The organism is Chryseobacterium gregarium DSM 19109 (genome assembly GCF_000430845.1).
GTDB classification, from domain to species: Bacteria; Bacteroidota; Bacteroidia; order Flavobacteriales; family Weeksellaceae; genus Chryseobacterium; species Chryseobacterium gregarium.
Window position 1 is genome coordinate 99,483 of record NZ_KE387264.1, and the last position, 21,836, is coordinate 121,318.

Here is a 21,836-nt window from a genome sequence, read left to right on the forward strand (position 1 = left end):
GAGAACCACCCGGCCATTGATGTCTTTGCATTTACCATGTACCGGAGAAATTTGTAGTTCCGGCAAAGTGAAAGATGCTAAAGAATCAAAAGCTTTTTGTAATGCCTTCCCTGTTTAGGAGATCATTATTTTTTGAAGTCCTGCCATATTTAAAGGATGGGCGCTATCCTTAGATAATCCACAATAAATATGAAGGATATGAAATCTAAAAATGAATTAGTTTCACAAAAAAAATCCTGCCGAGGGCAGGATTTGTAAATAGGGTCTTGATTTTAATATACTATGGTTTTGAAATAAGCTTACCGCTCTGCTGTGCACCCGTTTTACCTTTTATCTGATAAAAATAGATTCCGGCAGGGAGGTTCATATCCAATGCGTTAGCTTTACTTGTCAGGCGGGTTTCCAAGACTCTTGATCCCGCGGCATTAAAAATTGTAAGGTTTGACCCCGTTTCCGCATCATCCAATACGATATTCAGAACTGATGAAAACGGATTCGGATAGACCTTAGCGGCATAATCTTTGACAGGGACTGAAACTGTGCCCAGCGTAGTAGATGTACATCCTGCAGTCATCTGTGCATTGATACTGGATGTGGCTACAGCGCCGCTTGTACTCAGGATACGGCCTTCGATTACAGTTCCTGTATTCAGGTTAACTGCACCATTGTTACCGACCACTGTTCCTTTAAAACTGGAATAATCATTAAGGTTAATGGCTCCGTCTACCTTCCAGAAAACATTTTTTGCCTGTGCACCGTTCTGTAACACTACAGAAGCATAGGTACTGGTTGATAAAGCGCCGTTGATTTTAATCACAAATACGGCATCTGCGTTGCCCTGTGCATTTAAAATTACGGTTCCGTTGAGAACGGTAGCAGCATTCATAAGGTAAGTATGTGGGGTAAGCACAAGGTTCTGTCCGAATGCAGCAGGATAAAGGAGTTCAATATCCGTAGGAAGCGTATTAAGATACGTATAAACATTGTTAAGGTCAGCAGCAGCTGATGCCGTAGAGGTATCAGGACTTGAATGGATCGTTCCCGTTACATTATTGGCATCAAAGCCGGTGGTAAGCCCTGCGTTTGAACCGATGTCTCCCGTAACAAAAGAAATACCGGTATTGGTAACGGTTCCGTTCCCTGTGAATACTGTATAACATGCTATGGTATTTAAAACCGGTTTAGCAGGTCCTGTCAGGATCGGAGCTCCGCACCCAAGCGGTCTCGTTACGGTTACACCAGATACGGTTACTGCACCTGTTGTTGAAAGGGCACGCCCTTCAAGCGATACTCCGCTGTTAAGGACAATCGCTGCATTGTTGGCAATTACCGTTCCTTTCATCGCGGTATTGGTTGCAAGATCCACAAGGCCTTCTATCTTCCAGAATACGTTGCAGGCCAGGGCCCCATTGGTAAGCTGCACCTGTGCGCCTGCAGCAGAAGAGAAGGCGCCCTGGATTTTAAAAATAAAAACTGAATTCGCATTTCCCCCTCCATCGAGGATCAGATTGTTATTTAAAGTAGCACTCTGTCCGATGGCATACGTTCCGGCAGTCAGTGTCTGTCCGTTGCCTAAAAGCGGTGCGGGAAAGAAATTGGGAACAGCCGCATTAAGCTGATTGTAGGCAATGGTTAAAGCCGCCGCCGCACTGGCAGCAGAACCGTCAGCATCATGCATAACACCGTCAACGTTTCCGAAGTTAGTGCTGGCCCCGTTATTTGTGCCTACGTCTCCGGTAAGGTGCGATAATCCGGTATTGCTTACTGCACCGTTTGTTGAAAAGAGTGCAAAATTAGATGCTGCACCAAGTACGGGCGCCTGAGCCGTCGCATGTGAACTAAAGCACATAAAGGTAACCAGAGCTACCAGATGTAAAATTTTTTTCATTATTTTTAGTATAAAGCTGAAAATTAATTAGTCCAGCTTAGGTGTATTATACTAAAACCATACCGTAAGGCATTATTTTTTATATTTTTAATAATAAAAATTATTTATTATTAAAAAGTTATAAATTAATTGTTTATATGATTAAAAAAAATATAATTTAATAAACAGTGTGTGTCCATGAAAAGTTAGTTGAAAAAGCTAAAGAAAAATGACCGGTTACAGGCCTTACCGTAAGCCAGACTGCATTGAGTATCTACAATCTTTAATAAGCTGTTTTAATGTAAAAGTTAAACCTTCTCCCTCCGAATACAAGGTCTTATTTATTTATAAGGCATCGTTGCCTGCAGATGAGAGCGAAATGTAAAGCAGGTCTGCTGTTCATCCGAGGTTACGGTCAGCGTACCATTGTGGGCTTTTGCTATTTCAGAGGCAATATAGAGCCCGAGGCCTAATCCGTTCTGGCTGGATTGTTTGCCTTCCCGGCGAAAAGGATGGAAGAGGTAGGGCAGTGCTTCCTTCGGAACCGGTTTTCCCTGATTAATCACCGAGATTTCCCAGAGGTCTTCGGTAGCAGTGGCCTTTATAAGTACAGGCTCATCAGGCGACCCATGGATAATAGCATTCGCCAGCAGGTTGGAAACGAGCTGCGACATACGACCGGGATCACAGGTTACAGGCCGGTTGATATTAAAATCTGAATTGATGATTTTTTCCGGCCATACCACTTTCAGTTCATCGCTTACCTGGTTGAGCAATTGTTCAAGGTCTGTTTCAACCGGACTGACAGGAAATCCGCCGCCAAGGCGCCCCCGCGCCAGATCCATGATATCATTAATCATGTCATACATCCTTTTTGATCCCGTCTGGATTAATTTGACGAGCTTTTCTTCGCGTTCTCCCAGTTTGGATCTTGCCACCAGCTGTGCCGCACTCATAACCCCGCCAAGCGGATTGCGGAGGTCATGGCCCAGAACGGCGATGAACTGTTCACGGATCAGGGCATTCTGCTGTTCCATTTCCAGATTGGCTTCTGCAAGCTGTTTGGCAGTCTGCAGATTTTCTTCATACAGCCTGCGGTCTGAGGCGCGGAAAACCGTAAACCGGATAAAAAGCGGATGGTCATTTTCATCTTTTCTTTCATCACCGTTGATATAGACGGGCATTTTCCCGTTTCCTGAATCTGCCAGTTCAAGAGCGACTTCATCAAAATATCCCTGCATCCGAAGCAAAGGCCAAAGATGGGTTTCAAAATAAATTTTTCCTCCCACAGCCAGTATATCAGAAAAGCGCTTTCCTGATAATTTTTCAGGGACCGTATTCAGCCATCCGGCTGCACGCCTGTTGATCCTGGCAATTTTCCCTTCTCGGTCTGTGATGACAAAGCCACATAATGAAGATTCAAAAAAATCATCAAAATCTTCGGCGGACGGGGGAAGGGAAAGTTTATTGTTCATCTAAATATTTTTTTATGGCTGAAATGGTTTCTTCCGGGGCACTCAGGTTCGGGCAATGCCCGGTAGCATTCATAATAACAAGTGTGCTGTCCGGTATCTGTTTATGCATATAATGGCCTACTTCCTCCGGTGCAATCACATCATGGCTGCACTGCAGGATCAGAACGGGAATATGGGTCTGCGGAAGGATGTCGCGCTTGTCCGTAAGAAAAGTGGTTCTGGCAAAATGCCTGGCTATTTCCGGGTCGGTTTTACAAAAGCTGTTGGTCAGTTCTTCTCCGAGTTCTTTCCTTTCCGGATTTCCCATAATAACGGGAGCCATCGCCATTGACCAGCCCAGGTGGTTATTGTCCATCGATTCCAGCAGCTCATTGATCTCTGATCTGCTGAACCCGCCGGTATAGCCGTCCTGATTGATATAAGACGGGGAAGGGCTCACCAGGATAAGTGTTTTAAAAATATCCGGGGTTATAGCGGCTGCCATAAGTCCCATGACTGCACTTACGGAATGCCCGACAAAAATACCGTTTCTGATATTCAGTTCATCAGCAATTTCCGCGATATCTTCAGCATAGCCTTCAAGGCCATTATACTTTTGAAAAGAGTAGGCTGAAAGATCGGAATTTCCGGCGCCTACATGATCGAAAAGAACGGTTTTGTAATTGTCCTGAAACGCAGGGTAAACGTAGCGCCACATATTCTGATCACAACCGAAACCATGGGCAAACATCATTACAGTGTCACCATTTCCGCTTACCGTGACATTGTTTCTCTTAAGTACACTCATAGAAGACCGCTTTTTACAAAGATAACTCATTATTCCGCATGAACGTACTTCTGCTGAATAAATCCAGAAACGGTATCTGGTCAATAATCTAGGATATAGGTATGCATCTGAAGTATCCACTAAATTGTTCGGATTTTATCTTACAGTAAATATACTTACAAGGTTATGTACTCGAATATGCAGAAGACAGTGATCTTTGCTTTATTTGGTTTATGGTAAGATCTATATGCCATCATTTAATAATAAATCCTAGCAATAAGAATATGAAGTCATCAGCTCTGTTATTTTTCAATTTATAAACTTAACGGCATTTTCAGAGAGAAAATACGGTTTAAATTTATTATTGAATAAAATGTCGAGTTTATTTTTCCACAAGCTGCTGAATATATTTCGTTTTTTTAAAAACAAAAACTGGATTTATTGTTTTGCTTTTAACGGCAGGAACTTTTTAGAAGAATTATGTCTGGTGAATCAGCCTATCAATACCGCTTTGAATTAATGGGATATTTAAGCAACGGGCCTATATATTAATTCAATAAGAGGAGCATTTAATACTTGGAAACTAAGGATATATTAATCTTAAACTAATAATATTTAAGAATCAGGTAAGCAACTAAAGAGTAAGATTGGATTATTTAGATGCTGATTTTTGTATTTCCATTATATTAAATAATCAGTAAATATTTCTTTCGACCGGCAAACATAGCAGATATCCTTTTTTGATAATCTGAAGATAATCCCAGAAAGATTTAAATTTCTGATTTTCACATGTAAATATTACCTCTCCATTATCGGTGGAACCTGTCAAATTAAAAGTATCCTGACCAATCCTGTACAGTTCCCAGATCTGAATATTATGATCAGACAACGTTTGCTGGTTTTCTAAGATAACATCTAAAATCCATGAACAATTCTCCTCCGTAATCAGATCATGTATTCCCAGGGTTATACTGATTAAACCTCTGTACGAATGAAGTTCTTCAGGATATTGATAAAAATCATAAAGATCATTTGCTGAGTTTTTTAAAGCCTTCCTTACCATCATGTTATAATTTAAAATTTAATATCAATTTGTGAGATGAGCATTGTTATATTAGAATTGTTTTTTTATCTTTGACAAATATAGACAAAATTTAGACTATTTATATATAAAATGGACAAAATACAGACTGTAAAAGACAGGATTTTAGTATTCCTTGAAAGAAAGGGGATTAAAAAAGAAACTTTTTATAAAGATATCGGGCTGTCTTCGTCTAATTTTAAAGGTGCGGCTTTAAAAAGTGATTTAGGGGTTGAAAAAGTAGCTAAAATTATTGTACTGTATCCGGACCTTCAGGAAAAGGAAAATTTAAATTGGTTGATAACCGGTAATGGTATTCTCAAGGTTTCTTTAAAAGAAAATATAAATCAGCCTGCGGATGATCTTTTACATAGCAATAGTGAAATGCTTGGAGATTTGCTAGCCAATCTATACGCCCAATATAATGCCCAAGATAAGGGAGTATTGTTTATTCAAAGTCAAATTTCCAGATTAGAAAGAAAATTAGATGAGGCCATCCATAATCAAAATAAACATCTGGAAGAAATACTGTCTTTAATGAAAGGGGTGCCTAAATAGTTAATTTTTATTAATAATGATTTTCTCATGGCCGCCAAGATATGTTTTTGTCGGTTTGATTAAAATAAGATAACCGAGATCATTGGCAAACAGCTCCAGATCCTGCATTGTATTCAGAAAACCATTATTTATTTCCTTTTTCACCAGATACATCTTCTTAAGGTATTCCTCTTCAGATATAACGGTACTGGAATAGTCTTCCCATAATTTATCAGAAAGTGCAACAAGTATCTTCAATCGTTCTCTGTGGCTACTCATTTTCTTTAATATCATTACGTTTAAAGAGAATGGTTGAAAAACGATTCAAAGTACTGTTGTTAAACTTGTTAAGTACCTGCAGATTCCTATAGTAATTATCGAGTCTGAAGATCAGGAAAACGATCGCTATTAACAGGCAGATAACGGCCGTATCAGCAATTGCCGACACTTCATTTTGAAAATAAAAAATGAATTTGATATAAGTAACCAAATGGAAGTATCCGGCAATTAAAGCTGCATAATAGGTAAATCTGTTTGCCCTGAACAAGCCGCCTAACGCCAATAGAATAATACATGACGGTATTGACAGGTAATAAATAGCAGAATCAAGATCTAATCTCCTTTCACCGGCATTATTGCTCAGCTGTACATTTACATCTGTAAAATAGCCGATTATATTATTAAGAAACGGTGCAATAGCGGAAAGAACTACAAATACAGAAGCAACAACTTCAATAATTATTTTACTTCGGCCGATCCGATTTTGTTGGATCAATTGTTTCTCCATCGGCTCCGGTTCCGGGGTTGGTTTGTGTATTGGTTTCATTAATAATTTCTTTACTTTGCAGGGAATCTTGTTGTGTTTTTGAAGTTTCCGTTTTATTTGTTTTCAGATTACTTATTTCCTTTTTAAAGCTGTCTGTTTTAACGGAGTCCTGATCTATTATAAAATCTTTGGATTTGTTTACATTAATATCAACCTTATTTTTATCAGATGGGTTGGAGTATTCATCAAGTCTGTCCGAACATGCTGTTAAGATAGATAATAAAGAAATTCCCACTAATAGATGTTTTACTTTCATAATATAATTTTTTTTAACTGAGGATAATTTTACATCCAAATATAAAATTAAAAATTACCCGACAAAAATACAATTTAAATCACTAATTATTGAATTCAGAAGGTTAAAAAATGATTCTTTTTAGCCAGGATCTGAAAAAAATAAATGTAATACACTTGAGTCTACATTAATATCATATACACTCAAACTCATGTCTGTATTTTAAGAAGAAATTTTCCAGATCTCAATTAACAGAATAACCTAAACCTCCTTTTCGGTCAATATTTTGCAAATATACAAATTACCTTGTAAATGTTTGTTTATTAAGACCATACTTGCCATATTTTATTCAAGATAATTCTTAAGAAGTGATTAATAGGAGCATATTTTCCAATTTCCTCTATATAATAGGGTTAAAGTTCAACTTCATTTTTTGAAAAATAAGTATTCTAAACTCATTCAGTACCTGAAAAATAACTTGGTATCAGTTTAGTTTTTAATCGTTACATACTCGCATATTAATCAGCAACAAATTAAAAAATAAAAAGACAATAATTCCCAAAGCCATGGGAAGAGTATATCCTGATTAATGTTGACAGAGCAATAAGAAGCAAAAAAGAAAAAACTTTTTACCAAATGGTAAATCATTATGCAGCGGTAAACTTCACCTTTGTTTCAGGAATTTAAATATAAAAAAATGAAATCAGTATTAATTACGGGGGCCACCAAAGGCATTGGTCTGGAAACGGCAAAACAACTATCCGATAAGGGATTGATCGTTTATCTGGGAAGCCGGGACATTAATAAAGGAAATGCTGTTGTAAAGGAGCTGAATGAAATAGGCTTTAAAAATATAAAAGCGGTCCGGATAGATGTCACAAAAGAAGAGACTATTGCAGAAGCCCGGGGCATTATTGAAAAAGAACAGGGCCATTTAGATATTCTCATCAATAACGCAGGGATAAGCGGTGTTGTTCCACAAAATGCCGCTGAAACTTCTGTGGAACATTATAATGAAGTATTTGATGTCAATCTGTATGGGGCAATCCGTGTCAGTCAGGCTTTTATTGGTTTACTGAAACGGTCTGAAGAGCCCAGGATAGTGAATGTAAGTACCAGTGTAGGTTCGCTGTCGTTGCAAAGCAATCCGGAATGGCCGGCATACGATTATGCAAAATATGCGATATATGCCTCATCAAAAGCAGCATTGAACATGTACACCGTTCATCTGGCTTATGAATTACGCAACACGGCTTTCAGAATAAATGCAGTCTGTCCGGGCTATACAAAAACAGATTTCACCAATCATAACGGGGGCGAAGTTCAAGAAGCCGGAAAGCGTATTGTTAAATATGCTTTAACAGATCAGGACGGTCCGACGGGGAAATTTTTCAGCGAAGAAAGCAACCCTGAAACAGGGGAGATTCCTTGGTAATAAAGAATAACAGTGATCTCTAAAATAGCGGCAAAATCCGGGATTATATTCAAGGTCTTTATTTTTTTCATTTTATAATATTGATTTTTTAGCTGATTTGAATTTTGACAAAGTCCATGCATACGCATGTAAAACCATTATTGAGTGGCAATATTTTTACGGATGTACATTTGGTATGGTGGCTGGCAAACTCTGAATGTATGTTGTACAGAAAATGTAAAATGGAAATATCGGAAACCCCCATAATGGTATTAAGTGGTAAATTTACACTTTGAGAGATTGTCAGTTAACATATGTCCATGAGAATCTGATAAATTGATAGGCCAGCATACCGAAGAACGGGATGATGATAATGAGGCACAGCAGTCTGTCTTCATATAGGTCCGGTGTAGTAAATAATAATGCTGCCGTTAATCCCGGCAGTGTAAAAAAGGATAAAAATCGGTATCCTGATGAATATCTTATCTTTGACAGGATGTTAAGATAGATACTGCATGAACTCAGTGAAAACAACAGGACAATGCATGTGCTTATTGCATACACCAATCCCGGCATTTCACTTTTTGTTCGGTCCAGAGTTGAAGTATAGACAGCAATTCCTGATAAAGTAACTGCCAAACTGAATAATACAGTAATGAGGATAATTCGGGTCATTACATTTTTCATAATAATCGATACAGCAAATTACCTGCCTGGAAAATATTCTGTGGAAACAGGTTCCATTGATGATAATCGAGACTAGTCTTGAAACTTTATAAAAACTTTTAAAGCTTGATTTTAATTCCATTCTGGATTATTTTTAAGATTTTAGTCACATAAGAGATTCGGAATCAAAATTCTGTAGGAAATTATTTTGTAAAAAATCCAAATAGGTTATTAGAAATACATTTTTTAAAAAGAATTCTGAAATGAGTAGCGGAGCAAAATTTTATGCAGCAACGGTATTACTGTAAGTTATAAATGAATTGTGGACATTAGCCGGGCAGAAATCAACGGTCAGATATTCTTAAATTTATTTATTTCTGTAAAAAAATACCACAAAGTAAGTCTCTGGATTTCAAAGGTATCAGATTTGTATTTGTTATAGAACAAACCATTTAAATCTATAATATGAAAAAGACAGACACCCAGGATGGAAGAAGCTCCGGAAAAGTAGCTGCGAAATCTTCCGCTGCAGAAGGACTTAAAGAATTATTCATTGATGAACTTAAAGACATCATCTATGCCGAAAGAGCATTGCTGAAAGCATTGCCCAAAATGGCTAAAAATGCCAGCGAACCTAAACTTGCTGCTGCTATCGAAGAGCATGTGGCCGTAACGGAAGGCCAGGTCCAGAGACTGGAAAAAATTTTTGAGATCCTTGGGGAATCCAACCGCGGTAAAAAATGTGATGCCATGGAAGGGCTGATCAAAGAAGGGGAGAGCATTATGGAAGAAACTGAAGAAGGCCCGGTACGCGACGCAGGAATAATTTCTGCTTCACAGAAAATAGAGCATTACGAAATCGCTTCTTACGGTACTTTGGCTGCGTTCGCAAGAACATTAGGAGAGGACGAAATCGCTTCACTGCTGGAAGCTACACTGGCAGAAGAAAAAGAAGCCGATGCGCTGCTGACCGAATCTGCCTATAACGCAATCAACTTTGAAGCGGCTGAAGAAGATCAGGAATAAATTTACAACTATCAGGCTGCAATGTGCAGCCTGATTTATTTACACCACCAAATAATATGAGCAGTAAAACTATTTTCAGAATCATTCCCATTATCGCCTCTTTTGTATTTTCAGATGCATCAGCACAGCGCGGCACTCCTCCCGGAGATATTACTAAAATTACACACTCCACCAATTATCCGGAACATCTCGATTTTATGCCCGAAATGGTAAGTCTCTTAAAGGTACCGGATGGATGGACGGTTTCCATAGCCGCCTCTGGTCTCGGAAAACCAAGAATGCTGTACCATACTCCTGACGGAAACTTATATATTACACGGCGTGATACCGGAGATGTACTTCTACTGAAAGATACCAATGGCGACGGCAAGTTTGATGATATCAGGACCGTAGCAGCAGAATTCAAAGGTGTACATGGAATTACCATAAAAGACGGATGGCTGTATCTGTGTAATAATAATGAGCTGCGCCGTTATAAAATTAATACTGACGGAACGCTGGGCACTAAAGAAATGCTGTTTAAAGATATGCCAAGTGCCGGTCAGCATCCGAACAGGACTATGGATTTCGGACCGGACGGCAAGTTGTACATTTCTATCGGAACCCTTTGTAATGATTGTAAGGAAAGTGATCGTGAAGCAGCCACTATCGTACAGGTTGATCCGTCTACATGGAAGAGAACCATTTTCGCATCAGGCCTCCGAAATACTATCGGATTCGACTGGCATCCTCAAACCAATGAATTCTGGGGAATGGATAACGGCGGTGATGCGAAAGGTGATAACTGGCCGCCTGAAGAGCTGAACCAGATCAAAGAGGGTAAAAATTATGGCTACCCGTTTGCCTATGCCAAAAGAGAGGTTGACGCCAGCAGGGAAGACCCTGCCGGAGACAGCAAAGAGAAACTGGTAGAAAATACCGAGCCTTCCACAATGGAATTCCAGGCACATATGGCACCGATCGGTTTTCAGTTCTTCCCCGCCGGCTCACCCTACAGCGGAGATGCTATTGTTAACTGGCATGGTTCCTGGAACCGTAGCAAGCCTGTGGGTTTTAAGGTGCAGCATGTAAAGTTTGTCAATGGCAAGCCGGTAGGAGCAGAAGACTTCCTCACAGGTTTTCTTAAAGGCAAAACCAGGTTCGGCCGGCCGGCTGGGGTAGCCATTACCTCATCCGGCACTGTGTATATTTCCGACGACGCCAACGGCGTTTTGTACAGTATCAAGAAAAATAAAACTTTATGAAAAAAATAATAGTATGTGCACTCTTCGTAGGATGTGCGGCAGCCATTCCGGATCAGCCTACGGCCAGGATCGAATTTAACGCACCTGAAGCCTATCCTGAAGGAATTGAGTATGACGGTAATTCCGATACTTATTTTGTTTCTTCGGCAAGGTTGGGCAACATCGGTAAAGTAACCCCTGCCGGTGCTTACAGCATCCTTATCAGTGATCCTACATTTAAGTCAAGTTACGGCATCAAGGTACATCCGGATGGCAAGCGTTTGTTTGCGTGTATCGGCGATGCCAATTACAGTAAATTTACTTCGGCGGATACGCGAAAAAAAATGGCGCGTCTGGTAGGTATCGATATGGCTACCGGGAAAAAGACGGATGATATTGATCTCTCAGGATTGGTTCCGGGTGAACATTTTGTTAACGATATTGCTTTTGACGGACAGCAGAATGCTTATGTTACCGACAGCTTTGCCAATGTTATTTATAAGGTGACACCAAGCGGCAAGGCATCTGTCTTTGCTGATAGCCCACTTTTTAAAACAAAGGGCATCGGACTGAATGGCATTGTATATCATCCGTCCGGGTATCTGCTTACGGTAAGCAGCGGTACCGGAGCATTGTATAAAATTGATCTGAACAATCCTAAAAATATTGCTAAGGTGTCGACTGAACAATTTTTTATCAACGGTGACGGGCTCTTGCTTACTGACAATCAGAAACTGGTGCTGGTGCAAAACGGCGGCAGTGATAAGATTTACGAGCTGACTTCAGAAGACAACTGGTCCTCTGCAAAGTTATCCGCATCTACCTTAGCGGCAGACCGTTTTACATATCCTTCTACCGCTGCAAAGGCAAAAGACAAGGTTTGGATCATGAATGCCAAATTTTCAGAACTTACTGACAGTACTTCTGTCCCTTCAAAGAAATTTGCCATACAACACGCGCGGCTTATGCCATTGCCAAGATAACAGATTATTCATAGTATGAAATAAATAAGGCAGGGAAATTTTTTCCTGTCTTATTTATTTGTAATATTTGCAATAATAAAGAGCTGTGTTAGTTATTGCAATTATATATGAGATTGAATGTAATGGTTCAGTAAAATATTTAATATTAAAGCATGATTCACACAAATAGTTTGGTACAGCATTTGACGCCTATGATTGCTTAAAGTTATCATTAGCAATAAAAAATTGATCATGAAAAAAATAATTCTTTTAGGAGGTTTAGTATTCGGAACTTTCAGCATTATAAGCTGTACAGTGAATAAACCAGTTCAGTCAACCAGTATGGATGATAAAAATGTAATGTCGGCAAGCGGAACAATCACGCATATTGAAAACGGTAAAGACGGCTATATGGCCACCATCAAAGACGCTAACGGAAAAGAATATACCGCAACCATCAGTGTGGTGAATCTTCAGAAAAGCGGAAGCCAGTTTAAAAGATATGAGGTAGGGGATACCATAACCGTAAAGGGCCCTTCATGGAAAGATGAGCAGGGAAAAACATATATTACTGCAGAAAAATTAAATTAATCACCACCACAAATAAATATCCTTCTAAAATCAGAAGGATATTTTTATGATATACAAGATGGTTTATTTAATGAAGTAAATCAGTAATCAATTGGATTTGTAATCAAATGATCAGGAAGAGTTTATTTAGATTATATATTCGTAGATAATAATTTAGATGTCAGCGTGATAAACGCAACAGTTGCTGTCTCATTCTTTTCTTATAGTGCATTAGTTGCTGGAGGGGCTTAGTCTCCGGAAAATTTCCGAATTTTTTCTCTGGAATATATTTACATTGGTCTTAAAGATTTATCAATTCTTTAAGGATTATTTTTTAATACTGTTCTCAAAAGTTTCTCAAATAAGCATAATTTTAGCACACATAAAAATCTGCACATCGACATGATCTGTGGGAGCTATTTTGCTAATAATATAAACAATTCTTATATTCCGTAATAATTTTTGCTTATTTAATATGAATCAAGTAGTATTAAAACAAAAAAGCAGCTGTAGGTAAACAGCTGTCTGATATATAAATTAATTTTAATTAGTCTTTTAAGATTTTCTGGGAAACCAGTTGGTTATTAATAGTTCCTGTGATAATATAATTTCCTTTCTGAAGTTCGGAAACATTTAAAGTTTCATGAGCTTTTACGGAAGAAGTTTTGATTAACTGTCCTGAAATCGAGTAGATTTTAACGTCTTTTACATCAGATCCGAAAACGACTTCATTATTTTTTACCAAAGAATTTTTAATAAAATCGTGTCGTGCAGTATTGTTATAGACATCACTTACGGCTAAAACACTCGATTGTGGTGATGCAAGAGCAATGGTAAAATCTATATTATTACGGTTGGTATCTCCTGAAATCCTTGTGATTGAATTTAATATGGTTGGAGAAGGAGCTGCTCCTGTACCTTCATATTGATCTACCACACCGTACCCTACAAAATCTAAAACGTTGGAAGCTGTGGGCCCTGTAACCTGTGTGGTATTACTGGCCAAAGCAACTTTCCCTGAAGTAAAACCAATGCTTATTCCTGCCCCCACTGTAGGATTGGCTCCGTTAAAATTAAGCACTACATTAACAATAAGGTTAGGATTGAGAAGATTGATGATGCCCCCGCCATCTGAACCTTCCTGAATTAAGTAAGTCTGTCCGGGCCCCAGCGTGATGTTAGGGATCGTATGATACTGGGTAAACGCGCCTGATGGCGGTCCATACTGAATACTTGCCCCATTGAGAGAAGCCGCGGCAGATCCGATATTCTTCAGTTCTATGAAATCATTGGTCAGCGTTGCGCCTAAAATTCCGCCTCCCGTGTAAATTTCATTAATTACAATCTGAGCATTAGAAAATGCAGCTATCGATACAAGTCCGATAAGAGTAAATACTTTTTTCATAATAATAATATTTGTTTGATTCGATTGGAAAAGTACAAAATAAATACCAAATTCACGTCAATATACCACACTTAGTGAATTATTTTAAATATTTTTTTCATCGCTAATGATCTGATAAATAGTCGGCAGTAGCTAAATAATTAATTTTCAAAATATTGTGATATAAATTATTTGTTTAGGATTAAGATAAAAATATATTCTCCGGTCAGCTGTTGTTTGATGCAACTTTTCGTTATTTTAAAATACCGAATTAAAGTATTGATATGAAAGAAAAGCTTTAGGAGTCTGCGATTCTCCATGATCTGTGCAGGCATCAATGCACAGTCCTTATAGTCGGCGAACGGAAAGTTTGAGATGAATTTTCAGATGAAGCAGGGTGTTCCGTATTATATTTAACATACAACGGCGCGGTAGTGGCAGAAGATTCCAAGCTTGGACTGAGATTATTCAAAGATATTTCCGCTCCGTTTGCTAACGAAATAGCCAAGGCCGAGAACAGAGAGCATGACCTGAACAGCGGCTTTATCAAAGTTGCTGAAAAAAGAGATGCTAAAAATGAAATCTGGCAGCTGGTGCTGGGAGAAAAGAAAATTACATCAACTATTATAACGAGCTGTCCGTTACCATTCATCAGGCCTCTACAGACAGATAGAGATATGATTGTTAAATTTATGCTGTTTAATGATGGTTTAGGTTTCGTTCAGGTATGAGGTACCGCAACAGAAGAGCCTGAACTATTTCATGATCCGTGAATAAGATTGTGAATTGACTTCCCTACTGACATGAAAGCGTGGTGGATTGTTGCGGATTATGATTCTTGGGAATGCCAGCCGCAAACCACAAAAATTTCGGAAATCCCCCCGACGCTGGGAAAAGGTATTCGATAAATATTCATCACAGACCCTGATTAAAAATGCCCTGCAATGCCCTTTACTGCTTAAAAAAGAAGGGAAAGAGCCATTATATTTCACTGTTGCGGAATCTGCCATGTTGAATTAACCGACTTTCTATCCCGAAGTAGACGCATAGAATGGATATACAATAAATATTCCGGCTGTCTACAGACAGCCGGAATATTCGTAATTGTTAATGAGTATTGTTTAATGATGTCTTACTCCTTTTTGGTGGTAATTGACATCTTTGTTCACAGACTGGTAATTTTTAGAAAGGTTCTCTGCAGAGTTGTTATATGCATTTACAGAAGAATTGTTATGCTCCGGGATAGGCTTACCAAAACGTACTTCTTTACCATTCTTATACGTTTTGTTATCAACGGTGCGGTACACCTGGTTTTCCTTATACGTATTCCCGTCAGGGGCAGTGAAGGTTTTCACTTTATTCTTTTTTCTGTTTCTTAAGCCCCAGATCAATGTTCCTGTGCCTAATAAAGCCAATGCTATTTTTATCTTGCTGTTCATAATATATTATTTTAAATTAGTATGATTATTTTGAATATCTAATTATTGTATCAATTTATTAAGGCTGTCCGCTTCCGCCGGCGGCTCCGTAAATCTGTCCTGAAGCAAAGCTCGCATCGTTGGCTGCTAGCTGAACAAAGATAGAAGCGAGTTCAGCAGGCTGCCCCGGCCTTCCCAAAGGCGTATCACCCCCAAATTTTACCAGGTTTTCCTGGGTCTGTCCACCACTTACTTCAAGGGCCGTCCAGACCGGTCCAGGCGCTACACCGTTGACCCGTATGCCTTTAGGGCCAAGCTGCTTGGCAAGCGATTTTACATAACTGGTCGTTGCTGCTTTGGTCTGTGCATAATCATACAGATTTTCAGAAGGGTCGTATGCCTGAACAGACGAAAGTCCGATAATGGATGACCCCGGCTTCAGATGGGGAAGTGCGGCTTTTGTGATCCAGAACGGTGCATAGATATTGGTTTTCATGGTCCTGTCAAATGCTTCGGTACTGATGTCGAGAATGGATTCATTGGTTTTCTGATGGCCCGCATTATTAATGAGTATATCCAGTCCGCCAAGCTGCTGTACTGCCTGGGAAACCAGTTTTTTACAAAATGCTTCATCCCTGATATCACCGGGAATGGCAACCGCTTTACGTCCTGCTTTTTTAATCAGCTCAATCACTTCTGCTGCATCAGATTCCTCTTCAGGAAGATAATTGATGGCTACATCAGCACCTTCACGGGCATATGCAATAGCTGCCGCTCGTCCTATCCCAGAATCCCCGCCGGTAATCAATGCTTTTCTTCCCATTAACCTTCCTGAGCCTATATAGCTTTTCTCGCCATGATCCGGCACTGGATCCATTTTGCTTGCCAATCCGGGAAACGGCTGAGACTGGCTTTTAAAAGGAGGCCTCGGATATTTGGTAGTGGGATCAGTAAGATCCGGACCGGTCGTATTGCGTACTTTCTGGTTCTGCGACTGTGCCAGCGTGCCCGGAGCAACAGCAGCAACAGCGATGGTAGCTGCTATTTTTCCAATCGCATTTCTTCTTGTAATCGTTTTTTCCATAATCTTAAACTTTGTGGTGTGGTAGGGCTGTATTTACAGCCGTTACAGTATCATAGCAATCAACATTCCAAGCTTGGGATATCGGGTATTTTTTTACAGAGAAATACAATTTATTTCCAGAATTCAAATAATACCCGGATGAGTATATAAATAATTATGAAGCTTTGTGCCAGCGGCAAGATAGTTGCTGAACTTTAAAAACCAAACAACTACAGATATGAATCTACCATCCACCGAAGACCCTGAAACGGTACATGAAAGTGATCATTTGAACCATTTTCTCAAAGACGTTTTGTCAGGCCTCCGAAGCAACCCGAAACATTTATCTTCCAAATATTTCTATGATAAAACCGGAGACCGGCTGTTTCAAAAGATAATGGCAATGCCTGAGTATTATCTTACCCGCTGTGAACTGGATATTTTTGAAAATAAAACTGAAGAGCTTGCCGGTCTGATCAATGCGTATAACGGTCCTTTCGACCTGATTGAACTGGGAGTGGGAGATGCGATGAAATCTACCTTTCTCCTCAGGCATCTCACCGAAAAAGGAGTTGATTTTTCCTATATGCCTATTGACATATCCGGAAACATCCTTTCCGTACTTAAAGAAAATTTAAATAAAGAATTACCTGATCTCAATGTTATCCCATTGGAAGGGGAATATTTTGAAATGCTGAAAGAAGCATCGGCAATGTCGTCTAAAAGGAAAGTTATTTTATTCCTCGGAGGAAATATTGGGAATATGAGCGCGGAAGAAGCCGTAAGTTTCTGTCGTGAGCTCTATGATATTTCCAATCCTGAAGACAGTCTGCTCATTGGTTTTGATTTAAAGAAAAATCCCCATACGGTTTTAAAAGCCTATAATGACCCAGCCGGTATTACGGCGGCATTTAACCTGAATCTTCTTTCAAGGATCAACCGTGAGCTGGGAGGAGATTTTAATCCGGATCATTTTCAGCATTATGCGAGCTATAATCCTGTCAGCGGTTCATGCCGGAGTTTTCTGATAAGTCTTGCCCGACAGGAAGTGATAATTGCCGATGAAAAAGTTCTGTTTGAGGAACATGAAATCATTGATATGGAAGTCTCACAGAAATTTTCCATAGACCAGATTCATCAGCTTGCAGAAGAAACCGGTTTTAAAGTAACGGGTGAAATTAACGATTCCAAAAGCTGGTTTGTCGACAGTATCTGGAAAAAAGATCATCTTAAAGCAGATAATTATGGGCAATAATATATTGATCAGTTCCTGGGTTAAGCGCTTTCAGGAGATCCGCAGGTATTCCACAGAGATCTGTGCGCCGTTGGAAATTGAAGATTATGTAGTGCAGCCTGTAGTGGATGTCAGTCCCCCAAAATGGCATCTCGGACATACTACCTGGTTTTTTGAAACCTTTATCCTGCAGCCTTATGATCCTTCTTATGAACTATTTGATTCTCAATATAATTTTGTGTTCAACAGTTATTATGAAACCATTGGTGCCCGTGTCATCCGTACAGACCGGGGGAACCTGAGTCGGCCGTCGGTAGCAGATATTTACAGGTACAGGAAATATGTAGATGAGAAAATGACTGAGTTCCTTGAAAGTAAATATATGACCAAAACCATTGAGTCTCTGCTGGAATTGGGCCTTAACCATGAACAGCAGCATCAGGAACTGCTTATGACCGATATTAAATATATTCTCGGCCATAATCCGCTTTTTCCTGTGTATAAAGTGGATGAATCGGATTCTGAAAAGATTGTTACAAACCATAAGATGCTTTCATTTTCCGAAGGAATATATGAAATCGGATTTTCAGGTACCGGATTCTGTTTTGACAATGAATTGGGAAGACATAAAGTATATGTAAATGATTTTGAAATTTCAGAACATCTGGTCACCAACGGCGAATACTTAGAATTTATGAAAGCAGGAGGCTATACCGATTTCAGGCACTGGCATGCTGACGGCTGGAATTGGGTAAACGAAAAGAATATGACCTCTCCATTATACTGGCATTGTATTGATGGAAAATGGATGATGTACACGTTAAGCGGCCTGCAGGAAGTCAATCCGGATCAGGAACTTTGCCACATCAGTTTTTACGAAGCTTCAGCATTTGCTTCATGGAAAGGCATGCGTCTTCCCACAGAACAGGAATGGGAGATTGCTTCCGGTCACTTTCAATGGGGCAAACGCTGGGAGTGGACCAACAGTGCATACCTTCCTTATCCGGGTTTCAAAAAAGAAGCAGGTGCCGTAGGGGAATACAACGGTAAATTTATGATTAACCAGATGGTTCTGCGCGGTGCTTCCGAAGCAACGCCAAAAGGTCATAGCAGGAACACTTACCGGAACTTCTTTCCGGCAGATCTGCAATGGCAGTTCTCGGGAATCAGGCTTGCGAAATAACAGTCGACTTTTAAATATGAAAGAAAAGAAGCCCAGCTATCTGAACTTTAATTCGGATGATTATCCCTGGAAGCCGGATATAGACTATCGGATACATCCTGAGCTTTACCATGTAGGAAAAGGAGAACAGGGCGTCCTGATCTGTGAACCGTATAAAAGTGAAATAGGGCCGCACTGGCGTTTTAAAACCGCAGAAATTGCAGAAAAAAGTTCAGAGAAGATTTTCAGCATGTTTAAAGAATATATCAGAGATGATGATTTTGTCGGAGCAGATCTGGCAAGGAAATATCTGCAGATGGGATTTACCAGAGCGCGCAGGTACTATAATTACAAAGGAGGCAAAAAATATGATAAGGAAGATGAGTATAAAACTCTGAAAAGAGGAACAGGCGATCCTGAAAAGGCAGTTTCAGCATCCGTTTTTTATGACAAATGGAAAGAAGCAGAGGCAGATCCTCAATATATGCAAATGAAAACAGATTGGAAAAAAGAAAAAGGATAAGCAGGATATCGATCTGTAATATTTAACCGTTAACATTGTTTTACACCGTAAAATAGAATTAGAAAAGCCAATAGAAATTTATCAAATTACCAGATGAAATTTCTATGAATAATATCTGTTTTGATAAAATTCATCCAGAAAGATTACAAAAAAGGTTTCTGCATATTAAATTAGCACTATAAATGTCTGAGTTTACCCAATTAATAATATGATAATACTGATCAGCAATTTATTGAATGAGTAAATATTCCGCATCAGGATCTGTGCGGATTTTAAATGAATTGAAACAGTTTTTAAATAGTAGATTAATTGGCCAATAAATTATTGATTTTAAAAATAATATCATCAAGGTCAAAAGGCTTGGCTACAAAATCATTGGCTCCGGCATCAGATGCAATATCGCTGCCGTCTACACTGGCTGATAACACAATAACCGGAAGGTCTTTAATGCCATCGGTAGTACGGATTATCTTAAGTACCTGATCGCCGGATAACAGCGGCATCCAGAGATCCAGTAAGATAAGATCAGGGGCATTGTTTTGAATCTGTTTGATCAGGTTGGTACTGTTGATTTCAGTAAACACTGTAAAACCTTCTGTTTCAAGGAGCATCTGCAATACATCCAATATGCCCTGATCGTCATCACAGACGATGATTTTTTTGCTATTCATTTACGTCATTTTTCATTATAGGTAAAGTAAAGCTGAAGGTCGATCCTTCTCCGACTTCGCTTTCTACCCAAAGTGTTCCGTTGTGATTGACAATAATTTCATGTGAAATATACAGACCGATACCCATGCCCGGAAATTTTTTCTGTATATCCCGTGCTCTGAAAAATCTATCGAAAATTTTTGCTTTATCCTGGGCATTAATGCCCATTCCGTAGTCTTTCACTGAAATTTTCACAAAATTACCTACTTTGCTCGTATAAATATCTACCTTATCTGAACCGGGAGAATATTTGATGGCATTGGAAATAAGATTGTTGATTACCTGTGAAATCTGAAGCTCATCCCCTAAAATAGTGGATTCCGTATTACCTGACAGTGCGATTTTATGGTTGGGAGCCGCCAATGATAAATTCTCTACTGTATCAGCAATGGTTTTATCAATTTTAAAAGGTTCTTTATGGAGTTCTATATTTCCGGACTGAATTTTAGAAGTATCCAAAAGGTCTGATATCAGGATATTAAGACGATCTACATACACAGATACCTTATCAAGTGTAGTGGTGTATTTTTCAGGAGAACCTTCAGGAACCATCCTTTGGAGGAGCTGTATCAGCCCTTTGATCGTTGTAAGCGGTGTTTTCAGCTCATGGCTTGCTATGGAAAGGAAATCATCTTTCCGTCGGTCAATTTCTTTTTTCTCCGTAATATCTTCTATAGCAATCAGTATTCTGTCCTTATACTGCCCTTCAAATTCGATGCGGTATGCATTTACCAGCATTACCTTTTTACCGATATAAGGGAAATTATGTTCCACCTCATAATCAATAACGGGATTATTCGTGGGAAGGATCTTCATCAGAAGCTCTTTTAAAGGTCCGATATTCCACTGATTATTTCCGAGTTCAAATAAAATTTTTCCGACCGTATCTTCTGCAGTAACCTTGAAAGAATTCAAAAAATGACTATTAGCACTCAGTACTTTGTAATCTGCATTCAGTACCAATAAACTTTCCCTGACCGTCTGGATAATACTTGAAAGGAATACTTCTTTTTCTACAAGTTCCTTGGTGCGTTCCTTGATTTTTTTCTCAACGGAAGATTTCTCTTCCCGCAGTTCATGTTCAGCCCTTTTACGTTCAGTGATGTCATTCTGAACACCGATAAAATGGGTAATCTTACCTGCTTTATTTTTAACGGGTGAAATAAAAAGCTCATTCCAGAATAATTGTCCGTTTTTTTTATAATTTCTGATCTCAACCCTGCATTCATCTCCATTAATGATGCAGTCTTTAAGATATTGCCTTTCAGGCTGTGATCTGTCCTGAGCCTGAAGGAAGCGACAGTTATGTCCTATAATCTCGTCATAAGAATATCCTGTCATGGTTTCAAACGCATGATTACAGTAGATAATGGGATTGTCCGGCTGCATATTGTCAGTAATGATAATTCCGCAGTTAGCTGAATTCAGCGCCTGAATATAAATGTCAATGTTGTTGTCCATCATACTGTAACTGTTTTGTGATGCTTTCAAATTTATATTGTTATTGTTGACATTGATCTGCAAATATGAGGAAAAGCATAAAATTCTGCAAATCTGTATGGTGCTTACTGATAACACAAATAGTATGCCTCCGTTATAAATTATAATTTATAAATATTTAACTTATTCACTATAAAAACATTAGATAGCTGACTGTTGAAAATTTATTTTATTATATTTTCTGTAATTTATG

Annotated in this window: 23 protein-coding genes; 10 read left to right on the forward strand and 13 right to left on the reverse strand. The window is 39.0% G+C overall.

Features of this window, described 5'->3' with window-relative positions; translation table 11 throughout:
• Nucleotides 1–280: 280 nt before the first annotated feature.
• From H561_RS23515 to H561_RS0120750, 4 genes are all read right to left on the reverse strand, one after another.
• A complete protein-coding gene (locus H561_RS23515; RefSeq protein ID WP_051349482.1) occupies nucleotides 281–1,888 on the reverse strand; it encodes an ice-binding family protein in 1,608 nt (535 codons plus the stop codon).
• A gap of 320 nt (nucleotides 1,889–2,208) precedes the next feature.
• A complete protein-coding gene (locus tag H561_RS23055) occupies nucleotides 2,209–3,342 on the reverse strand; it encodes a PAS domain-containing sensor histidine kinase (protein WP_051349483.1) in 1,134 nt (377 codons plus the stop codon).
• Nucleotides 3,332–4,129 carry an alpha/beta fold hydrolase gene (locus H561_RS0120740; RefSeq protein WP_027388691.1) on the reverse strand — a complete coding sequence of 266 codons (798 nt, stop codon included), beginning with the start codon at nucleotides 4,127–4,129 and terminating at the stop codon, nucleotides 3,332–3,334. Before H561_RS0120740 ends, H561_RS23055 begins: the two co-directional genes overlap by 11 nt.
• A gap of 673 nt (nucleotides 4,130–4,802) precedes the next feature.
• The gene (locus H561_RS0120750) at nucleotides 4,803–5,174 is read right to left on the reverse strand and encodes a DUF6876 family protein (RefSeq protein ID WP_034763015.1); all 372 of its coding nucleotides are present in this window, start codon (nucleotides 5,172–5,174) and stop codon (nucleotides 4,803–4,805) included.
• Nucleotides 5,175–5,282: 108 nt separating this feature from the next.
• On the opposite strand from H561_RS0120750, the gene H561_RS23520 reads away from it, so the two are divergent.
• Entirely contained in the window at nucleotides 5,283–5,747 is a 465-nt protein-coding gene (locus H561_RS23520) for a hypothetical protein (protein WP_051349484.1), read from the forward strand.
• Here H561_RS23520 and H561_RS0120760 read toward each other — a convergent pair whose 3' ends face one another.
• Genes H561_RS0120760 through H561_RS0120770 form a run of 3 tightly spaced genes read right to left on the reverse strand, consistent with a single transcriptional unit; the run spans nucleotide 5,748 to nucleotide 6,808 of the window.
• Nucleotides 5,748–6,005 carry a hypothetical protein gene (locus H561_RS0120760; RefSeq protein WP_155845877.1) on the reverse strand — a complete coding sequence of 86 codons (258 nt, stop codon included), beginning with the start codon at nucleotides 6,003–6,005 and terminating at the stop codon, nucleotides 5,748–5,750.
• Nucleotides 5,998–6,552 carry a hypothetical protein gene (locus tag H561_RS0120765; RefSeq protein ID WP_162143043.1) on the reverse strand — a complete coding sequence of 185 codons (555 nt, stop codon included), beginning with the start codon at nucleotides 6,550–6,552 and terminating at the stop codon, nucleotides 5,998–6,000. Before H561_RS0120765 ends, H561_RS0120760 begins: the two co-directional genes overlap by 8 nt.
• Nucleotides 6,470–6,808: a hypothetical protein gene (locus H561_RS0120770; protein ID WP_155845878.1), complete on the reverse strand. Its 339-nt coding sequence runs from the start codon at nucleotides 6,806–6,808 to the stop codon at nucleotides 6,470–6,472. Before H561_RS0120770 ends, H561_RS0120765 begins: the two co-directional genes overlap by 83 nt.
• Nucleotides 6,809–7,484: 676 nt before the next feature.
• On the opposite strand from H561_RS0120770, the gene H561_RS0120775 reads away from it, so the two are divergent.
• Nucleotides 7,485–8,222 carry an SDR family NAD(P)-dependent oxidoreductase gene (locus H561_RS0120775; RefSeq protein ID WP_027388696.1) on the forward strand — a complete coding sequence of 246 codons (738 nt, stop codon included), beginning with the start codon at nucleotides 7,485–7,487 and terminating at the stop codon, nucleotides 8,220–8,222.
• A 282-nt stretch (nucleotides 8,223–8,504) separates the two neighbouring features.
• On the opposite strand, the gene H561_RS0120780 is transcribed toward H561_RS0120775, so the two are convergent.
• Complete coding sequence (locus tag H561_RS0120780) at nucleotides 8,505–8,876, reverse strand: hypothetical protein (protein WP_155845879.1); 372 nt, start codon at nucleotides 8,874–8,876, stop codon at nucleotides 8,505–8,507.
• A 456-nt stretch (nucleotides 8,877–9,332) separates the two neighbouring features.
• Here H561_RS0120780 and H561_RS0120785 point away from each other — a divergent pair, with 456 nt between their 5' ends.
• From H561_RS0120785 to H561_RS23525, 4 genes are all read left to right on the forward strand, one after another.
• Nucleotides 9,333–9,893 carry a YciE/YciF ferroxidase family protein gene (locus H561_RS0120785; protein ID WP_027388698.1) on the forward strand — a complete coding sequence of 187 codons (561 nt, stop codon included), beginning with the start codon at nucleotides 9,333–9,335 and terminating at the stop codon, nucleotides 9,891–9,893.
• Between the two features lie 56 nt (nucleotides 9,894–9,949).
• Entirely contained in the window at nucleotides 9,950–11,137 is a 1,188-nt protein-coding gene (locus tag H561_RS0120790; protein WP_027388699.1) for a PQQ-dependent sugar dehydrogenase, read from the forward strand.
• Nucleotides 11,134–12,099: a gluconolaconase gene (locus H561_RS0120795; RefSeq protein ID WP_027388700.1), complete on the forward strand. Its 966-nt coding sequence runs from the start codon at nucleotides 11,134–11,136 to the stop codon at nucleotides 12,097–12,099. The genes H561_RS0120790 and H561_RS0120795 overlap by 4 nt, the downstream gene beginning before the upstream one ends.
• A 231-nt stretch (nucleotides 12,100–12,330) precedes the next feature.
• Nucleotides 12,331–12,669, forward strand: coding sequence for a hypothetical protein (locus H561_RS23525; protein ID WP_051349485.1), 339 nt, complete (start codon nucleotides 12,331–12,333; stop codon nucleotides 12,667–12,669).
• Between the two features lie 526 nt (nucleotides 12,670–13,195).
• On the opposite strand, the gene H561_RS0120805 is transcribed toward H561_RS23525, so the two are convergent.
• Entirely contained in the window at nucleotides 13,196–14,053 is an 858-nt protein-coding gene (locus H561_RS0120805) for a lamin tail domain-containing protein (RefSeq protein ID WP_027388701.1), read from the reverse strand.
• A gap of 413 nt (nucleotides 14,054–14,466) precedes the next feature.
• Here H561_RS0120805 and H561_RS0120810 point away from each other — a divergent pair, with 413 nt between their 5' ends.
• Complete coding sequence (locus H561_RS0120810) at nucleotides 14,467–14,763, forward strand: hypothetical protein (RefSeq protein ID WP_027388702.1); 297 nt, start codon at nucleotides 14,467–14,469, stop codon at nucleotides 14,761–14,763.
• A gap of 390 nt (nucleotides 14,764–15,153) precedes the next feature.
• Here the strand turns inward: H561_RS0120810 and H561_RS0120820 are convergent, their stop codons facing one another.
• Together H561_RS0120820 and H561_RS0120825 are read right to left on the reverse strand one after the other, a co-directional pair.
• The gene (locus H561_RS0120820) at nucleotides 15,154–15,471 is read right to left on the reverse strand and encodes a hypothetical protein (RefSeq protein WP_027388704.1); all 318 of its coding nucleotides are present in this window, start codon (nucleotides 15,469–15,471) and stop codon (nucleotides 15,154–15,156) included.
• Nucleotides 15,472–15,529: 58 nt separating this feature from the next.
• Nucleotides 15,530–16,534: an SDR family oxidoreductase gene (locus tag H561_RS0120825; RefSeq protein WP_027388705.1), complete on the reverse strand. Its 1,005-nt coding sequence runs from the start codon at nucleotides 16,532–16,534 to the stop codon at nucleotides 15,530–15,532.
• Between the two features lie 217 nt (nucleotides 16,535–16,751).
• Between H561_RS0120825 and egtD the strand changes: the two genes are divergently transcribed.
• Genes egtD through H561_RS0120840 form a run of 3 tightly spaced genes read left to right on the forward strand, consistent with a single transcriptional unit; the run spans nucleotide 16,752 to nucleotide 19,432 of the window.
• Nucleotides 16,752–17,768, forward strand: a complete 1,017-nt coding sequence (gene egtD / locus H561_RS23070; protein ID WP_034763019.1) for an L-histidine N(alpha)-methyltransferase — start codon at nucleotides 16,752–16,754, stop codon at nucleotides 17,766–17,768.
• On the forward strand, nucleotides 17,758–18,930 hold the full coding sequence (gene egtB / locus H561_RS0120835; protein ID WP_034763021.1) for an ergothioneine biosynthesis protein EgtB: 1,173 nt from the start codon (nucleotides 17,758–17,760) through the stop codon (nucleotides 18,928–18,930). The genes egtD and egtB overlap by 11 nt, the downstream gene beginning before the upstream one ends.
• A 16-nt stretch (nucleotides 18,931–18,946) precedes the next feature.
• On the forward strand, nucleotides 18,947–19,432 hold the full coding sequence (locus H561_RS0120840; RefSeq protein WP_027388707.1) for a DUF4385 domain-containing protein: 486 nt from the start codon (nucleotides 18,947–18,949) through the stop codon (nucleotides 19,430–19,432).
• Nucleotides 19,433–19,737: 305 nt separating this feature from the next.
• Here the strand turns inward: H561_RS0120840 and H561_RS0120845 are convergent, their stop codons facing one another.
• On the reverse strand, nucleotides 19,738–20,103 hold the full coding sequence (locus H561_RS0120845) for a response regulator (protein WP_027388708.1): 366 nt from the start codon (nucleotides 20,101–20,103) through the stop codon (nucleotides 19,738–19,740).
• Nucleotides 20,096–21,607 carry a PAS domain-containing sensor histidine kinase gene (locus H561_RS23075; RefSeq protein WP_034763089.1) on the reverse strand — a complete coding sequence of 504 codons (1,512 nt, stop codon included), beginning with the start codon at nucleotides 21,605–21,607 and terminating at the stop codon, nucleotides 20,096–20,098. Before H561_RS23075 ends, H561_RS0120845 begins: the two co-directional genes overlap by 8 nt.
• Nucleotides 21,608–21,836: the final 229 nt, after the last annotated feature.